Annotated in this window: 14 protein-coding genes and 2 tRNA genes; 1 reads left to right on the forward strand and 15 read right to left on the reverse strand. The window is 57.9% G+C overall.

All coding sequences use genetic code 11. The annotated features are described in order from the left end of the window. From infB to rlmE, 11 genes are all read right to left on the reverse strand, one after another. Nucleotides 1-2246: translation initiation factor IF-2 (gene infB / locus FEM54_RS06960; protein ID WP_138450146.1), on the reverse strand; the 2246-nt coding region annotated here is incomplete at its 3' end. Nucleotides 2247-2273: 27 nt separating this feature from the next. After that, nucleotides 2274-3755, reverse strand: a complete 1482-nt coding sequence (nusA, locus tag FEM54_RS06965; protein ID WP_017139250.1) for a transcription termination factor NusA — start codon at nucleotides 3753-3755, stop codon at nucleotides 2274-2276. Between the two features lie 47 nt (nucleotides 3756-3802). Then, nucleotides 3803-4261 carry a ribosome maturation factor RimP gene (rimP, locus tag FEM54_RS06970; protein ID WP_032865935.1) on the reverse strand — a complete coding sequence of 153 codons (459 nt, stop codon included), beginning with the start codon at nucleotides 4259-4261 and terminating at the stop codon, nucleotides 3803-3805. 140 nt (nucleotides 4262-4401) lie between these two features. Continuing rightward, nucleotides 4402-4478, reverse strand: a tRNA-Met gene (locus tag FEM54_RS06975). 96 nt (nucleotides 4479-4574) lie between these two features. Beyond that, a tRNA-Leu gene (locus FEM54_RS06980) sits at nucleotides 4575-4660 on the reverse strand. Nucleotides 4661-4682: 22 nt separating this feature from the next. Next, nucleotides 4683-5066, reverse strand: coding sequence for a preprotein translocase subunit SecG (secG, locus tag FEM54_RS06985; RefSeq protein WP_010206600.1), 384 nt, complete (start codon nucleotides 5064-5066; stop codon nucleotides 4683-4685). Nucleotides 5067-5070: 4 nt separating this feature from the next. Continuing rightward, nucleotides 5071-5826, reverse strand: a complete 756-nt coding sequence (gene tpiA / locus FEM54_RS06990; protein ID WP_003194193.1) for a triose-phosphate isomerase — start codon at nucleotides 5824-5826, stop codon at nucleotides 5071-5073. 66 nt (nucleotides 5827-5892) lie between these two features. Continuing rightward, nucleotides 5893-7230, reverse strand: a complete 1338-nt coding sequence (glmM, locus tag FEM54_RS06995) for a phosphoglucosamine mutase (protein ID WP_017139252.1) — start codon at nucleotides 7228-7230, stop codon at nucleotides 5893-5895. A gap of 16 nt (nucleotides 7231-7246) precedes the next feature. Next, complete coding sequence (gene folP, locus FEM54_RS07000) at nucleotides 7247-8098, reverse strand: dihydropteroate synthase (protein ID WP_017139253.1); 852 nt, start codon at nucleotides 8096-8098, stop codon at nucleotides 7247-7249. An 8-nt stretch (nucleotides 8099-8106) separates the two neighbouring features. Next, entirely contained in the window at nucleotides 8107-10017 is a 1911-nt protein-coding gene (ftsH, locus tag FEM54_RS07005) for an ATP-dependent zinc metalloprotease FtsH (protein ID WP_032865933.1), read from the reverse strand. Nucleotides 10018-10217: 200 nt separating this feature from the next. Next, nucleotides 10218-10868, reverse strand: coding sequence for a 23S rRNA (uridine(2552)-2'-O)-methyltransferase RlmE (gene rlmE / locus FEM54_RS07010; protein ID WP_017139255.1), 651 nt, complete (start codon nucleotides 10866-10868; stop codon nucleotides 10218-10220). 105 nt (nucleotides 10869-10973) lie between these two features. Here rlmE and FEM54_RS07015 point away from each other — a divergent pair, with 105 nt between their 5' ends. Beyond that, on the forward strand, nucleotides 10974-11282 hold the full coding sequence (locus FEM54_RS07015) for a YhbY family RNA-binding protein (RefSeq protein ID WP_017139256.1): 309 nt from the start codon (nucleotides 10974-10976) through the stop codon (nucleotides 11280-11282). A gap of 8 nt (nucleotides 11283-11290) precedes the next feature. Here FEM54_RS07015 and FEM54_RS07020 read toward each other — a convergent pair whose 3' ends face one another. The 4 genes from FEM54_RS07020 to carA form a co-directional block, all read right to left on the reverse strand. After that, on the reverse strand, nucleotides 11291-11695 hold the full coding sequence (locus FEM54_RS07020; RefSeq protein WP_026013857.1) for a hypothetical protein: 405 nt from the start codon (nucleotides 11693-11695) through the stop codon (nucleotides 11291-11293). A gap of 28 nt (nucleotides 11696-11723) precedes the next feature. Beyond that, the gene (gene greA, locus FEM54_RS07025) at nucleotides 11724-12200 is read right to left on the reverse strand and encodes a transcription elongation factor GreA (protein ID WP_017139258.1); all 477 of its coding nucleotides are present in this window, start codon (nucleotides 12198-12200) and stop codon (nucleotides 11724-11726) included. Continuing rightward, nucleotides 12197-15418, reverse strand: a complete 3222-nt coding sequence (gene carB, locus FEM54_RS07030; protein WP_017139259.1) for a carbamoyl-phosphate synthase large subunit — start codon at nucleotides 15416-15418, stop codon at nucleotides 12197-12199. The genes greA and carB overlap by 4 nt, the downstream gene beginning before the upstream one ends. Before the next feature lie 105 nt (nucleotides 15419-15523). Beyond that, nucleotides 15524-16660 (reverse strand): glutamine-hydrolyzing carbamoyl-phosphate synthase small subunit, encoded by a 1137-nt coding sequence (carA, locus tag FEM54_RS07035; RefSeq protein WP_138450149.1) that lies wholly within the window; start codon nucleotides 16658-16660, stop codon nucleotides 15524-15526. Nucleotides 16661-16884: the final 224 nt, after the last annotated feature.

Consider the following 16884-nt stretch of genomic DNA (forward strand, 5'->3'; position numbering starts at 1 on the left):
TCGGCAACACCCAGGATGTTCTCCCGGACATCGCTGCCAAGCATGCCGGTAAGGGCTTTCTTGACGTCTTCGATGATGTCGTAGATGACGTTGTAGTAACGCATGTCCAGGCCTTCCTGCTCGACGATCTTGCGAGCGCCAGCATCGGCACGCACGTTGAAGCCGAACAGTACAGCGTTGGAAGCCAGTGCCAGGTTGGCGTCGGATTCGGTGATACCACCGACACCGCCACCCACAACGCGCACTTGCACTTCGTCGTTACCCAGGCCGTTCAAGGCGCCGTTCAACGCTTCGAGGGAGCCACGAACGTCAGATTTGAGGACGATGTTAAGCGTCTTCTTCTCTTCCTGGCCCATGTTCTCGAAGATGTTTTCCAGCTTGCCGGCGTGAGCACGGGCCAGCTTGACTTCGCGGAACTTGCCTTGACGGAACAGAGCCACTTCACGGGCTTTCTTCTCGTCGGCAACTACGCTCATCTCGTCGCCAGCGTCCGGGGTACCGTCCAGGCCGAGGATCTCGACCGGGATAGCCGGGCCGGCTTCCTTGATTGGCTTGCCGTTCTCGTCGAGCATGGCACGTACACGGCCGTAGTTCGAACCAACGAGCACCATGTCGCCTTGGCGCAGGGTACCGTCTTGAACCAGAACGGTCGCAACCGGGCCACGGCCCTTGTCCAGACGCGATTCAACCACAACACCACGACCAGGGGCCGATGGAGTAGCGGTCAACTCGAGTACTTCGGCTTGCAACAGAACAGCTTCGAGCAGTTCGTCAACGCCAGTACCCATTTTTGCGGATACCGACACGAATGGCGTCTCGCCACCCCACTCTTCAGAAGTCACGCCGTGAACCGACAGTTCGCTACGGATGCGATCGAGATCAGCGCCCGGCTTGTCGATTTTGTTCACTGCAACCACCAGCGGTACGCCAGCCGCTTTCGCGTGCTGAACGGCTTCGATGGTTTGCGGCATCACGCCGTCGTCCGCTGCAACTACCAGGATCACGATGTCGGTAGCCTTGGCACCACGGGCACGCATTGCGGTAAACGCAGCGTGACCAGGGGTGTCGAGGAAAGTCACCATGCCACGCTCGGTTTCAACGTGGTACGCGCCGATGTGCTGGGTAATGCCGCCGGCTTCGCCTGCAGCAACCTTGGCACGACGGATGTAGTCGAGCAGGGAAGTTTTACCGTGGTCAACGTGGCCCATTACGGTCACAACCGGTGCACGGGAAACAGCCTCACCTTCAAACTTCAGGGACTCAGCCAGGGAATCTTCCAGGGCGGTGTCGCTGACCAGGGTCACTTTGTGGCCCAGCTCTTCAGCAACCAACTGGGCAGTTTCCTGGTCCAGTACCTGGTTGATGGTGGCTGGAGTGCCCAGCTTGAACATGAACTTGATGATTTCAGCTGCCTTGACCGACATCTGCTGGGCGAGATCGCCAACAGTGATGGTCTCGCCGATCTTCACTTCACGCACGACAGGGCCGGTTGGGCTCTGGAAACCGTGGGCGTTGCGTTTTTTCAGCTTGGCCTTGCCGCGACCACCACGACGGAAGCCATCGCTTTCTTCGTCGGTAGTACGTGGGGCAACGCGTGGAGCAGGCGCTTTCTCTTTGACCGAAGCACGATGCGGAGCGTTTTTACGCTCACCATCGCCACCACCACCGCGACGATTGTTATCGTCGGCACGTGGTTTGTCCGGACGACGAGGTTCGTCGCGCTTGCGAGCGTCAGCTGCAGGAGCTGCGGCAACCGGGGCGGCCTCACGCACAGCTTCAACTGGCGCGCTAGGCGCAGCGGCTGCTTCAGTGGCAGCAGGTTGCGCAGCAGCAGGCTGGCGACGCGCTTCTTCTTCGGCGCGACGCTTGGCTTCTTCTTCAGCCTTCTGACGAGCAGCATTTTCTACTGCGCGACGTTCTTCCAGCTCGCGCTTGCGCTCGGCTTCGATTTCTTCCGGGCTGCGCTGTACGAAGACTTTCTTCTTGCGCACTTCAACGCTGATGCTTTTGCTACCAGCAACACGCAGGGTGCTGGTGGTTTTGCGCTGCAATGTAATCTTGCGCGGTTCTTCCACTTTCGCCTTGTGGCTGCTCTTCAAGTGAGTCAGCAAAGACTGCTTCTCACTATCGCTCACACCTTCATCGGCGGCGGTGTGCGGCAGACCTGCCTCACGCATCTGCTGCAACAGGCGCTCTACCGGTGTTTTGACCTCATCGGCCAGTTGTTTCACCGTGACTTGCGTCATGCACTTCTCTCCTCAGGCCGCGCCTAGTTACTCGAACCAATGGGCTCGGGCGGCCATGATCAACTTGCCGGCACGATCTTCGTCAATGCCGTCGATGTCGAGCAGATCGTCAATAGACTGCTCGGCCAGGTCTTCGCGGGTAATTACGCCGCGCACCGCCAGTTCCATCGCCAAATCCTTGTCCATACCCTCAAGCGAGAGCAGGTCTTCGGCCGGATGGGCGTCTGCCAGCTTTTCCTCAGTAGCGATGGCTTTAGTCAACAAGCGATCCTTGGCTCGAGCGCGAAGCTCGTTGACGGTGTCTTCGTCAAAGCCGTCGATGTTGAGCATTTCTTCCAACGGTACGTAGGCAATCTCTTCCAGGCTGGTGAAGCCTTCATCTACCAGCACCTGCGCCAGGTCTTCGTCGACTTCCAGCTCGTCGATGAAGTTGCGCAGGATGTCACCGGTTTCAGCTTGCTGCTTAGCCTGGATGTCCGATTCGGTCATCACGTTCAGGGTCCAGCCGGTCAGTTGGCTGGCCAGACGCACGTTCTGACCACCACGACCAATGGCCTGAGCCAGATTGTCTGCGCCAACGGCGATGTCCATTGCATGGGCATCTTCGTCAACGATAATTGCCGCCACTTCAGCTGGCGACATGGCGTTGATCACGAACTGCGCCGGGTTATCGTCCCACAGCACGATATCCACACGCTCACCGCCCAACTCGCCCGACACTGCCTGGACGCGCGAACCGCGCATACCAATGCAAGCGCCCTGCGGGTCGATGCGTTTGTCCTTGGAGCGGACCGCGATCTTGGCGCGCGAACCCGGGTCGCGGGACGCAGCCATGACTTCGATCAGGCCTTCGGCGATTTCCGGCACTTCGATGCGGAACAGTTCGATCAGCATTTCCGGCGCGGTACGCGACAGGATCAACTGAGGGCCGCGGTTCTCGGTGCGGATTTCCTTGAGCAGCGCACGCAGACGCACGCCGACACGGAAGGTTTCGCGAGAGATGATGTCTTCGCGGGCCAGCAACGCTTCAGCGTTGTTGCCCAGGTCAACGATCACATTGTCACGAGTAACTTTTTTCACGGTGCCGGAGATGATTTCACCCAGGCGCTCGCGATAAGCGTCAACGACTTGAGCGCGCTCAGCTTCGCGAACCTTCTGCACGATGACTTGCTTGGCAGTCTGTGCAGCAATACGGCCGAATTCGATCGACTCGATCTTTTCTTCGACGACATCACCGACCTGGGCGCCCGGATGCGTTTGCGCAACCTTGCTCGGCCAGGTTTCGATGGCCGGATCATCAAGATCGGCTTCTTCGACGACCGTCCAGCGACGGAAAGTCTCATAGGCACCGGTGTGGCGGTTGATTTCCACACGCAGATCAACTTCGTCTTCAAAACGCTTTTTGGTAGCAGTGGCCAGGGCCAGCTCCAGCGCTTCAAAAATCACGTTTGCCGGTACGCCTTTTTCATTGGATACCGACTCAACAACCAGCAGTACTTCTTTGCTCATCGTACGCCTCGCCTTTCGCAAGCCATTGGATCCGCGGGATCCGCGTCTCAGTCAAAACTGGGAATAATGTTGGCCTTGTCGATCATATCGATCGGCAACAGGAACTCATGGTCTTCTACCTGCACCACGACATCCTGTTCTTCTACACCGCGCAGAAGGCCCTGAAAGTTGCGTCGCCCTTCAAAGGGTGAGCGCAGCTTGATCTTCACTTGTTCACCGGCAAATTTTGCAAACTGATCAATAGTGAACAGTGGGCGTTCCATGCCTGGCGAGGAAACTTCGAGGGTGTATTCAACGGCGATTGGATCTTCAACATCCAGCACACCGCTGATCTGACGGCTGACAATGGCACAATCGTCCACCAGCACGCCGCCCTCTTTATCGATATAAACGCGCAACATTGAGTGGCGACCTTGAGCCGAAAACTCAATACCCCAGCATTCATAGCCTAGGGCCACGACCACCGGGGCCAGCAAGGCCTGCAACTCTTCTAGCTTGCTCGACACCTGAACCCCCTCGTGCATGTATGTGCATGCTGTGCAAAATAAAAAAATGGGCGAAACGCCCATCCTTGAAACGCCGTCGAACAGCGGCGTTGAAAGTGTCCAGCTAACAAAAAGCCCCTTAAAAGGGGCTCCGCTAAAACTGGTTGCGGGGGCCGGATTTGAACCGACGACCTTCGGGTTATGAGCCCGACGAGCTACCAGACTGCTCCACCCCGCGACAAAGCTGGGGCGGAAGTATACGACCGATCCCTTACAGGGTCAATGTAACCTTCCACCTACAAGAAAGCCCGCAACAGCGGGCTCTCCTGATAATTGGTACCGAGAAGGGGACTCGAACCCCTACACCCTATGGGCACAACCACCTCAAGGTTGCGTGTCTACCAATTCCACCACCTCGGCAATACAGCGTTTACAACCCTTCTTACTTCTGCTCTTGAGCTGGAGGTACGTCAGTCGCTGGAGTAGCCGACTTTTGCTCTTGAAGCACCGGGACATCATCAGAAGCCGGTTTTGCTTTTGGTACTTCCAAAACTGCTGGGTTTGGGAGACCTACCTGAGTCAGCACATGAGCTTTCTCTTTAGCAAAGTAACCTAACCCCAAGCTGGTTATGAAGAAACCGGCGGCAAGTATAGCAGTAAACTTACTAAGAAAGGTAGAGGAACCTTGGCTTCCGAACACAGTATTTGAAGCACCTGCACCGAAAGACGCACCAGCATCCGCACCTTTACCCTGTTGCAACAAAACCAGGGCAACTACGCCCAGGGCAGCCAACAGATGAAAAACGACTACGACTGTTTCCAGCATTTTTTCAGTTTCCCGCGGCGCGACAGATCGCACCGAACTCATCTGCATTCAGGGAAGCTCCACCAATGAGCCCCCCATCGATATCCGGCATGCCGAACAGTTCGACCGCATTGGCCGCCTTCACGCTGCCGCCGTATAGAAGCCGCACACCTTGCGCGACTTCAGAATTCTCTGCCGCTAACTGCGCGCGGATGGCTGCATGCACATCCTGCGCTTGTTGCGGTGTAGCAGTCAGCCCGGTGCCAATGGCCCAGACCGGCTCGTAAGCAATTACTGCCTTTGCAAATGCACCAACACCCAGCTCCTCGATGATACTGCCCAGCTGACGCGAGACAACTTCAAGAGTCTTGCCCGATTCACGCTGCTCCAGGGTCTCCCCTATGCACAACACTGGAATCAAGCCACAAGCCTGTGCCGCTGCGAACTTGCGATTGAGTGTCCCATCACGCTCGCCCATCATCTGACGGCGCTCGGAGTGCCCGACAAGCACATAGGAACAACCCGCATCAACCAGCTGACTCGGTGAAATCTCACCGGTCAACGCACCTTGCATGGGTTCCACCGCAGAGTTCTGCGCGCCGACCTGAATCGACTTGCCTTTCAAACCATCAACCACCTGGTTGATATGCAAGCAAGGCGGGAAAACCGCAACATCAACACCGCTAGGCAAGGCCAAGTGACGAAGGCCATTGATCAGCTCAGCGACACTGGCGCGGGTACCGTGCATCTTCCAGTTACCAGCTACCATAGTGCGACGCATGCTGTACCTCGTCGGTCAAAGTGGGCGCAGATGTTACCCAACCACACCATCACTGGCAAGCCGAATTCAGGCGCAAATTTCAGTTACCAGTTTTGCCAGGTCTTCGGCGTGGCCGCGAACCTGTGTTTCGTCCTCGCCTTCGACCATGACACGCACCAGCGGCTCTGTGCCGGACTTGCGCAACAACACGCGGCCACGCCCAGCCATTGCAAGGGTCACACGCTCGCAGGCGTCTTTGACAGCAGGGTGCTCGATAGGGTTTTCGCCACCGGCAAAGCGCACATTCAGTAGAACCTGCGGGCACTTGCGCAGCGCCTGGCGCGCTTGAGCCAGACTCTCTTTGCGACGACGCAAGGACAGCAATACCTGCAGCGCAGCAATAATGGCATCGCCCGTGGTGGTGTGCTGGAAGCAAACCACATGCCCCGAGTTCTCTCCGCCCACCAGCCAGTTACGCTCCAGCAGCTCGGCGATGACATAGCGGTCACCGACATTGGCGCGTACAAACGGAATCCCAAGCTCGGCCAAGGCCAACTCAAGCCCGAGATTGCTCATCAGCGTGCCAACCACACCGCCTTGCAGCTTGTCACGCTCATGCAGGTCGCGGGCAATGATGAACAACAGCTCATCGCCATCAACCACCGCACCGGTGTGATCCACCATCAATACGCGGTCACCGTCGCCATCGAAGGCAATACCGAGGTCAGCGTGCTCGGCCAGGACAGCAGCCTGCAGTTGCTCCATATGCGTCGAGCCGCAGTTATCGTTGATGTTCAAACCATTTGGCTGGGCCGACAGCACCGTCACATCGGCACCCAGCTCCTTGAATACGCTGGGCGCCACTTTGTAGGTTGCACCGTGAGCACAGTCGACAACAATTTTGAGGCCGGCAAAGTTGGTGCTGGTCGGCACACTGCTCTTGCAGAACTCGATGTAACGGCCTGAGGCGTCATTGATACGCGAGACCTTGCCCAGCTTGCTGGACTCAACCACGGTCATCGGCGCGTCCAGCAACTCTTCGATCATCAGCTCGATCTCGTCCGGCAGCTTGGTGCCCTGGCCCGAGAAGAACTTGATGCCGTTGTCATCATGGGGATTGTGCGAGGCACTGATCACGATACCGGCTTCAGCGTGGAAGGTACGCGTCAGGTAAGCGATTGCCGGCGTCGGCATGGGCCCCAGTAGCATGACATCGGCGCCTGCGGCAGACAGCCCCGCCTCCAGCGCAGATTCGAACATGTAACCCGAGATGCGAGTGTCTTTGCCCACCAGGATGCGGCAAGCGCCCATGCTGCGGAACGCCATACCGGCCGCCCAACCCAGCTTGAGCATGAAATCAGGAGTAATCGGGAATTCGCCGACCCGACCACGAATACCGTCGGTGCCAAAATATTTTTTAGTCATAAGTGCTCCATCATTCTTATTCGGCTGATTCTACCGCGGCCAGCATGCGCACCACATCAACCGTCTCGGCGACATCATGCACCCGCAAAATACGCGCGCCCTTGGTCACGGCAAGTGCCGCCAACGCCAGGCCACCGTACAACCGCTCACCCACAGGGCGATTCAGGGCCAGCCCTATCATGCTCTTGCGCGACACGCCGACCAACAAGGGTCGACCAAGGGCGTGCAAAGCTTCCATATGCTTGAACAGGCTCAAGTTGTGTTGCAGGGTCTTGGCGAAGCCAAACCCGGGATCCAGGATAATTTTTTCGGCTGCGATGCCCACCTTGGCGCATTGAGTCATTCTTTGCGCAAGAAACCCACTCACCTCACCAACCAGATCATCGTAATGCGGGCTGTCCTGCATATTGCCGGGTTCTCCCAACATATGCATAAGGCACACCGGCAGTCCGGTTGCCGCCGCCGCATCCAGCGCGCCATCACGCTGAAGGGAGCGCACATCGTTGATCAGCCCCGCACCGAGGCGCGCTGTCTCGCGCATTACTGCGGGAGTCGAGGTGTCCACCGAGATGATCACATCCAGCTCACGGGCAATCCGCTCGACGATTGGCGCGACCCGCTCCAGCTCCTCCAAGGGAGAAACCACGCGAGCGCCCGGTCGAGTTGACTCACCACCGACATCAATCAAGGTCGCGCCGGCCGCCACCATCGCCTCGGCATGACGCAACGCGGCATCCTGCTGATTGAAGCGGCCGCCGTCAGAAAAAGAATCGGGGGTTACATTAAGAATGCCCATGACATGCGTATGGGCCAAATCAAGAACCCGGTTGCCGCAAGGCAACCGGGTGGAGGACAGCGCAGAAGTCATTTCAAACCTTAGTGATCAGCTGCGGGGCCGCCGATTGGGGCTTCAGGACGTTCGTTCTGCACCACAGGCGGGGTGCCCGAAGTACCCGAACCACCTTCCCAATCACGAGGCTCACGCGGTGCGCGACCCGCCATGATGTCGTCAATCTGATCGGCATCAATGGTTTCGTACTTCATCAGCGCATCAGCCATTGCATCGAGCTTGTCGCGGTTATCCGTCAGGATCTGCTTGGCCGTGCCGTAGCACTGGTCAATGATGCTGCGCACTTCGGAGTCAATCAGCTTGGCTGTCTCACCCGAGAAGCTGGCAGCTTGACCGCCGCCACCACGACCCAGGAACACTTCGCCTTCTTCCTCGGCATACATCAAAGGACCGAGTTTTTCCGACAAACCCCACTTGGTCACCATGTTCCGCGCAATCTGGCTGGCACGCATGATGTCGTTAGAAGCACCGGTGGTCACACCGTCGAAGCCAAGCGTCATCTCTTCAGCAATCCGGCCGCCATACAGAGAGCAGATCTGGCTGATCAGCGCACGCTTGGAGAGACTGTAACGATCCTCTTCCGGCAGGAACATGGTCACACCCAGCGCACGGCCACGAGGAATGATCGACACTTTGTAGACCGGATCATGCTCAGGCACAACGCGACCAACAATGGCGTGACCGGCTTCGTGATAAGCGGTGTTCTGCTTCTCTTTCTCGGACATGACCATGGATTTGCGCTCGGCACCCATCATGATCTTGTCTTTGGCCAGTTCGAACTCTTTCATTTCCACAATGCGCTTGCCGGTACGGGCAGCGAACAACGAAGCCTCGTTGACCAGGTTGGCCAGGTCGGCACCGGAGAAGCCTGGCGTACCACGGGCAATCACGGCCGGAGCCACGTCGTCACCCATTGGCACTTTGCGCATGTGTACTTTCAGGATCTGTTCGCGACCACGAATATCCGGCAGCCCCACCACAACCTGACGGTCGAAACGGCCTGGACGCAGCAACGCTGGGTCGAGCACATCCGGACGGTTAGTCGCGGCGATGACGATGATGCCGTCATTCATTTCAAAGCCGTCCATCTCAACCAGCAATTGGTTGAGGGTCTGCTCACGCTCATCGTGACCGCCACCCATGCCGGCGCCACGATGGCGACCCACGGCGTCGATTTCGTCGATGAAGATGATGCACGGTGCGTGCTTTTTGGCCTGTTCGAACATATCGCGAACACGGCTGGCACCAACACCGACGAACATCTCGACGAAGTCAGAACCGGAAATGGTGAAGAACGGCACCTTGGCTTCACCGGCAATCGCCTTGGCCAGCAAGGTTTTACCGGTACCCGGAGGACCGACCATCAGCACGCCGCGAGGAATGCGGCCGCCCAGGCGCTGGAACTTGCCCGGATCACGCAGGAACTCAACCAGCTCACCGACTTCTTCCTTGGCTTCATCACAACCTGCGACGTCAGCCAGGGTGGTTTTCACCTGATCTTCAGAGAGCAGGCGCGCCTTGCTCTTGCCGAAGCTCATCGGCCCGCCCTTGCCTCCCGCACCACCTTGCATCTGGCGCATGAAGAACATGAACACGGCGATAATCACCAGGATCGGGAAGCTCGCTACCAATAGCTGAGTCCAGATGCTCTGCTGTTCAGGCTGCTTGCCTTCAACCACTACATGGTTATCCACCAAGTCGCCGATCAGACCGTTGTCCTGGATTGCCGGACGAATGGTCTTGAAGCTGTCGCCATCGTTGCGCTTGCCGGTGATCACGTAGCCATCAACCGCTACGCGCTCGACCTTGCCATCCTTAACTTGCTGGATGAAGTCGGAATAGTTGAGGGTCTGCGGCTCGTTAGGGCTGGAGAAGTTGTTCATCACCGTCACCAGGACAGCCGCGATGATCAACCACAGGATCAGATTCTTTGCCATATCGTTCAATTAACTACCCTCTGAAGCAAGCTCCGCTACTGGCGCGCGCTTCGCATGATATTCACCGGCCTAACTTACTACATTACCTACAACTCTGGCAGGCGCCGTCTGTAACCCTTTGTGAAACTTTGACTACACAATATTCGTAAAGCTTCGTGACGAAAGCGATATAAAAAAACCTATCGCCCTCCTCGAATTCCTCAAAAACGCTCTTCGCTCTCCGCCCCTTCGACACCACGGAAGCCGCGGCACAGCAGGTATTGCTCGCGTGACCGGTCTCGCGAAGAGTCTGGTTTGCGCGTCTGTACCTTGTCGAACAATTTTCGAATGTTCTTGTGGTACTCGTCAAAACCTTCGCCCTGGAAGACTTTCACCAGGAAATCACCACCGGGACGCAAAACCCGACCCGCCAGATCCAGTGCCAACTCGCACAGGAACATGGCTCGCGGCATATCAACGGCCGGTAATCCACTCATATTGGGGGCCATGTCGGAAATCACAAGGTCTACCTGCGAATTTCCCACAGCCTCAAGGATCTCGGCCAACACCGTGTCCTGGGTGAAGTCGCCGTGTACAAAGGTCACATCCGGGATGCTGTCCATCTCAAGGATGTCTGAAGCGATCAATCGACCTTGCCCACCAATCAGACGACTGGTCACTTGGGACCAGCCACCAGGGGCTGCGCCAAGGTCGATAACGCTCATGCCTGGACGAATCAATTTATCCTTGTCCTGGATCTCCAGCAGTTTGTAGCTGGCCCGGGAACGGTAGCCGTCCTTTTGCGCCTTTTTGACGTAAGGATCGTTGAAATGTTCTTGTAGCCACTTAAGGCTGGTTTTGGAACGGGCCACGGGCCACCTCGAAAATAAAACGGGTCGTGATTAACTGGGCGGTCCCGGACTCGCTCGGGTAAACTGGCCGCCGCTTTTTACAAGATCAGACGCAGGGGTCAGATTATGCCGCTCACTCAAGAGCAGAAGAAACAGTACAAATCCATTGGCCACCATCTGAAACCAGTTCTGATTGTGGCAGACAACGGTTTGACTGAAGGTGTGTTAGCCGAACTGGAACGCGCATTGGGCGATCATGAACTGATCAAGATCAAGGTCAACATCCTTGACCGCGAAGCGCGTTTGGCCGCCATTGCAGAACTGTGCAAGGTCGGCAAAGCGGACCTGGTACAGGTCATCGGCAAGATGGCACTGCTGTATCGCAAGAACTTCAGCGTCAACAAGCAGCTGTCGAACGTACACCGCTTCAAGTAATACAAGGGTCACGGGCGTGCTTCGCGCGCCCCGCCGCTCCATCCCGGTGCCGGCTGTATAACCAGCACCAGGCCGGAGAACCCTAGCACAAGATAGCTGAATAGCTGCCAGCGCAACGCTTGCGGCAGCCACACATGCACCACGCAAAACATTGCGCACGCATACAGCGCCATCAACAGCAGTTGGCCGCGAATATCCCGCCACAAGCTCCTCAAACCCTCGGTCTTGACCAGCACCAATGCCTGGAGCGTCACGCACGCCGCTGAAAAACCCACCAGCAGCGCACTCAGCATTCCGTTGAGCTCATCGATCAGCAGCGGTGCCAGGCCAATCAGGCCCAACACCGGCAGCACACCGATGTGCAACAACCATAGGCCACCCACCCAAAGCATCTGGGCGAGCTGCCAAAGCATGGCGCCCGCACGAAGCGGGCGCCGCCTTTCAGACGTGACGAACTTCAACAATCTCGTACTCGGTAACGCCACCTGGCGTCTTAACGGTCACCACATCACCCTCTTCCTTGGCAATCAAGGCGCGGGCCAGTGGCGAACCGACGGAGATCTTGCCGAGCTTGAAGTCAGCCTCGTCCTCACCGACGATGTGGTAAACCACGCTTTCGTCCGTTTCGACGTTGGCGATTTCCACGGTGGTGCCGAAAATCACCTTGCCGGTTTTAGGAATGGTCGTTACGTCGATCACCACCGAGTTCTGCAGGCGGCCTTCGATATCACGGATCCGCGCCTCAACCATACCCTGCTGCTCTCGAGCAGCGTGGTATTCGGCGTTTTCCTTCAAGTCACCCAGCTCGCGGGCCGTACCGATGTCCTGGCTCAGCTTCGGGCGGACGACCTTGGTCAGATGGGCGTGCTCCTCTTCCAGGGCCTTGAAGCCCTGGACGGTCATTGGGTATTTGGTCATGCCTTCAATCCTGCGTGTAGATCCTGCAAGCGACGCACGGTCTTTTCCGGACCGAACTTGAGCGCTTCGCAGATGGCTTCGCCAGCAGCAATGGTGGTGGTGCAGTAGATCTTGTGCTGCAAGGCATTACGACGAATGGAGTAGGAGTCCGCAATCGACTGGCGACCTTCGGTGGTGTTGATGATCAGCGTGACTTCGTCATTCTTGATCATGTCGACCACGTGCGGACGGCCTTCCGTCACCTTGTTCACGCGACGTACTTTCAGGCCGGCAGCTTCGATCAGCTTGGCGGTCCCGGCAGTTGCCACGACTTCAAAGCCCAAGTTGATCAGATCACGGGCCACGCCTGCAACCAGTGGTTTGTCATCATCACGCACGCTGATAAACGCAGTACCGCCGGTCGGCAGCACTTCGCTGGCGCCCATCTGGGCCTTGGCGAATGCTTCACCGAAAGTGTCACCCACACCCATCACTTCACCGGTGGACTTCATCTCTGGGCCCAGGATCGGGTCCACACCAGGGAATTTGGCGAATGGGAACACCGCCTCTTTCACGCTGTAGAAGTTAGGAATGATTTCCTTGGTGAAGCCGATTTCCTTCAGGGTCTTACCCGCCATCACGCGGGCAGCGATCATGGCCAGGGACACACCGATGCACTTGGAAACAAATGGCACGGTACGCGAAGCACGCGGGTTCACTTCGATGACGTAGATGTCTTCGCCTTGCAGCGCCAACTGAACGTTCATCAGGCCGACCACGCCCAGTTCCAAGGCCATTTTCTTGACCTGTTCGCGCATCTCGTCCTGGATGTGCGCTGGCAGCGAGTACGGCGGCAGCGAGCAAGCGGAGTCACCGGAGTGAACGCCAGCCTGTTCGATGTGCTGCATGATCGCGCCGATGACTACGTCGGTACCGTCGCACACCGCATCCACGTCCATTTCGATGGCGCAGTTGAGGAAGTGGTCCAGCAGCACCGGGCTGTCGTTCGACACTTTCACCGCATCACGCAGGTAGCGCTTGAGTTCTTCTTCTTCGTAGACGATTTCCATCGCCCGGCCGCCCAATACGTAGGACGGACGCACCACCAGCGGGTAGCCAATCTTGCTGGCGGCGCGGATGGCTTCGTCTTCGCTGCGCACGGTGGCGTTTGGCGGCTGACGCAGGTTCAGGCGCTCGACCATTTGCTGGAAGCGCTCACGGTCTTCGGCACGGTCGATGGCGTCAGGGCTGGTGCCGATGATCGGCACGCCGGCCGCTTCCAGGGCACGCGCCAGCTTCAGCGGGGTTTGGCCGCCGTACTGCACGATCACGCCTTTCGGCTTCTCGACGCGGCAGATTTCCAGCACGTCTTCCAGGGTTACCGGCTCAAAGTACAGACGGTCGGAAGTGTCGTAGTCAGTCGAAACAGTTTCCGGGTTGCAGTTGACCATGATGGTCTCGTACCCGTCTTCGCGCAGCGCGAGGGCGGCGTGTACGCAGCAGTAGTCGAACTCGATACCCTGGCCAATACGGTTCGGACCGCCGCCCAGGATAATGATCTTGTCGCGGCCCGACGGCGCGGCCTCGCACTCTTCCTCGTAAGTGGAGTACAGGTACGCGGTGTCGGTGGCGAACTCGGCCGCGCAGGTATCAACGCGCTTGTAGACCGGGAAGATTTCCAGCTTGTGGCGGTGGGTGCGCAGGTTCTTCTCGGTCACACCCAGCAGCTTGGCCAGACGCTGATCGGAGAAACCTTTGCGCTTGAGGCGGAACATCAGGTCGCGGTCGATAGAAGACAGACCGAGGGTCTTGACCTTCTCTTCTTCCTTGATCAGATCTTCGATCTGCACCAGGAACCACGGATCGATCATGTTCATACCGAAGATCTGTTCGACGGTCATACCCGCGCGGAAAGCATCGGCCACGTACCAGATACGCTCGGCGCCCGGCACGGTCAGCTCGCGCTTGAGCACGCTCATGCTTTCCGGGTTGCTCAGGTCGAGCTTTTCATCCAGGCCGCAAACACCCACTTCCAGGCCGCGCAGGGCTTTCTGCAGGGATTCCTGGAAGGTCCGGCCGATGGCCATTACTTCGCCAACCGACTTCATCTGAGTGGTCAGGCGTGCGTCGGCCTTGGCGAACTTCTCGAAGGCAAAGCGCGGCAGCTTGGTCACGACGTAGTCGATGGACGGCTCGAAAGACGCCGGCGTAGCGCCGCCCGTGATTTCGTTTTGCAGCTCGTCCAGGGTGTAACCGATCGCCAACTTGGCGGCGATGCGCGCAATCGGGAAGCCGGTCGCTTTCGAAGCCAGTGCCGAAGAACGCGACACACGCGGGTTCATCTCGATGACGACCATGCGGCCAGTGTCCGGGCAGATGCCGAACTGAACGTTGGAACCGCCGGTTTCTACGCCGATCTCACGCAGTACCGCCAACGAGGCGTTACGCATGATCTGGTATTCCTTGTCCGTCAGGGTCTGCGCCGGAGCAACGGTGATCGAGTCGCCGGTGTGCACGCCCATCGGGTCGAAGTTTTCGATGGAGCAGACGATGATGCAGTTGTCCTTTTTGTCGCGGACAACCTCCATCTCGTACTCTTTCCAGCCGATCAGGGATTCGTCGATCAGCAGCTCTTTGGTCGGCGACAGGTCCAGGCCACGGGCGCAGATTTCTTCGAACTCTTCACGGTTGTAAGCAATACCGCCACCGGTGCCGCCCATGGTGAAGGACGGACGAATGATGCACGGGAAACCCAGCTTTTCGAGAACCGCGTTGGCCTCTTCCATGCTGTGGGCAATACCGGAGCGCGGACAGTCAAGGCCGATGGACTTCATGGCCTTGTCGAAACGCGAACGGTCTTCAGCCTTGTCGATGGTGTCGGCGTTGGCACCAATCATCTCTACGCCGAACTTCTCCAGAACGCCTTCGCGCTCCAGGTCCAGGGCGCAGTTGAGTGCGGTCTGGCCACCCATGGTCGGCAGCAGCGCGTCGGGACGCTCTTTTTCGATGATCTTGGCAACGGTCTGCCACTTGATCGGTTCGATGTAAGTGGCGTCGGCCATGTCCGGGTCGGTCATGATGGTGGCCGGGTTGGAGTTCACCAGGATGACGCGGTAACCCTCTTCGCGCAGGGCTTTACAGGCCTGGGCGCCGGAGTAGTCGAATTCGCAAGCCTGGCCGATCACGATCGGGCCAGCGCCGAGAATCAGGATGCTTTTTATGTCTGTACGTTTTGGCATGGGTTTGTCACTCAAATCCGCAGGTCAGTCGGCAAGCCGTCTTGAACAATCGTTGAAGAGCCTGCGGGGGCCACCGAGGTTCGGGGCCGCCCGCAGGCCTCTCAGTCAGCGTCGCTTGGCCATCTCATTGATGAAACGGTCGAACAGCGGCGCTACGTCGTTCGGGCCAGGGCTGGCTTCAGGGTGGCCCTGGAAGCTGAACGCGCTCTTGTCGGTGCGCTCGATGCCTTGCAAGGAGCCGTCGAACAGCGACTTGTGAATGGCGCGAACGTTGCTCGGCAAGGTTGCTTCATCCACCGCAAAACCGTGGTTCTGGCTGGTGATCATCACAACGCCGGTGTCCAGGTCTTGTACCGGGTGGTTGGCACCGTGGTGGCCGTGGCCCATTTTCAGGGTCTTGGCGCCGGACGCCAGGGCCAGCAGTTGGTGACCGAGGCAGATGCCGAATACCGGAATCTCGGTTTCCAGCACGTCCTTGATTGCCTGGATGGCGTAGTCGCATGGCTCAGGGTCACCCGGGCCGTTGGACAGGAACACGCCGTCCGGTTGCAGGGCCAGCACATCGCTCGCAGGCGTTTGCGCCGGCACCACGGTCACGCGGCAGCCGCGCTCAACCAGCATGCGCAGGATGTTGTACTTCACGCCGTAGTCGTAGGCCACAACATGGTATGGCAGCTCGCTGGCGTCGTTGTTCGCGTGACTGTCGGTCTTCAAGTCCCAGACAGTGGGGCGCCACTCGTACTTCTCTTTGACGCTGACAACTTTCGCCAGGTCCATGCCCTTCAGGCCAGGGAAGCCTTGGGCAGCGGCAATCGCCGCCTCTTCGGAGATATTGTCACCGACCATGATGCAGCCGTTCTGCGAGCCTTTTTCACGCAGGATGCGTGTAAGGCGGCGCGTATCGATACCGGCGATCGCCACAACATTGTTGGCTTTCAGGTAATCGGACAGCGACATCGTGTTACGCCAGTTGCTCGCAACCAGTGGCAGATCACGAATGACCAGACCGGCCGACCAGACACGATCAGACTCAACGTCTTCCGGCGTTGTACCGGTGTTGCCGATGTGCGGATAGGTCAGGGTAACGATTTGCTGGGCGTAGGAAGGATCGGTAAGGATTTCCTGATAGCCGGTCATGGCAGTGTTAAACACTACCTCTCCAACGGTTTGACCGTCGGCTCCAATGGCTTCGCCGCGAAAAATGCTGCCATCAGCAAGGGCGAGTATGGCTGGCTTAGTCAAGAAGACCTCCCGTAAATAAAGCCTGAAAGGGCGATCGCAGGTTGTAAAAAAGCGGAGTGACGTATGGACACGTCACCCCGCTTCTTCACTGAATTATTCTGCGCGCTTTTAGTGGACACACTAAAGCTGTAGCTTACAGAAAAAGGCTTTTTTGGTCCACCGCTAATGAGCCTTAAAGGCAGGGGAATGCGACAGGACGTCGCCTAGCGGGTAAAAACGGGGAC

The sequence above is a fragment of the Pseudomonas edaphica genome, from assembly GCF_005863185.1.
Classification (GTDB): Bacteria; Pseudomonadota; Gammaproteobacteria; order Pseudomonadales; family Pseudomonadaceae; genus Aquipseudomonas; species Aquipseudomonas edaphica.

Bases quoted from the DNA above. Each gene is read 5' to 3' on its own strand.
- nusA (WP_017139250.1), bottom strand. From the start codon at position 3,755: ATGAGCAAAGAAGTACTGCTGGTTGTTGAGTCGGTATCCAATGAAAAA.
- secG (WP_010206600.1), bottom strand. From the start codon at position 5,066: ATGCTGGAAACAGTCGTAGTCGTTTTTCATCTGTTGGCTGCCCTGGGC.
- tpiA (WP_003194193.1), bottom strand. From the start codon at position 5,826: ATGCGTCGCACTATGGTAGCTGGTAACTGGAAGATGCACGGTACCCGC.
- glmM (WP_017139252.1), bottom strand. From the start codon at position 7,230: ATGACTAAAAAATATTTTGGCACCGACGGTATTCGTGGTCGGGTCGGC.
- folP (WP_017139253.1), bottom strand. From the start codon at position 8,098: ATGACTTCTGCGCTGTCCTCCACCCGGTTGCCTTGCGGCAACCGGGTT.
- ftsH (WP_032865933.1), bottom strand. From the start codon at position 10,017: ATGGCAAAGAATCTGATCCTGTGGTTGATCATCGCGGCTGTCCTGGTG.
- FEM54_RS07015 (WP_017139256.1), top strand. From the start codon at position 10,974: ATGCCGCTCACTCAAGAGCAGAAGAAACAGTACAAATCCATTGGCCAC.
- FEM54_RS07020 (WP_026013857.1), bottom strand. From the start codon at position 11,695: ATGCTTTGGCAGCTCGCCCAGATGCTTTGGGTGGGTGGCCTATGGTTG.
- greA (WP_017139258.1), bottom strand. From the start codon at position 12,200: ATGACCAAATACCCAATGACCGTCCAGGGCTTCAAGGCCCTGGAAGAG.
- carB (WP_017139259.1), bottom strand. From the start codon at position 15,418: ATGCCAAAACGTACAGACATAAAAAGCATCCTGATTCTCGGCGCTGGC.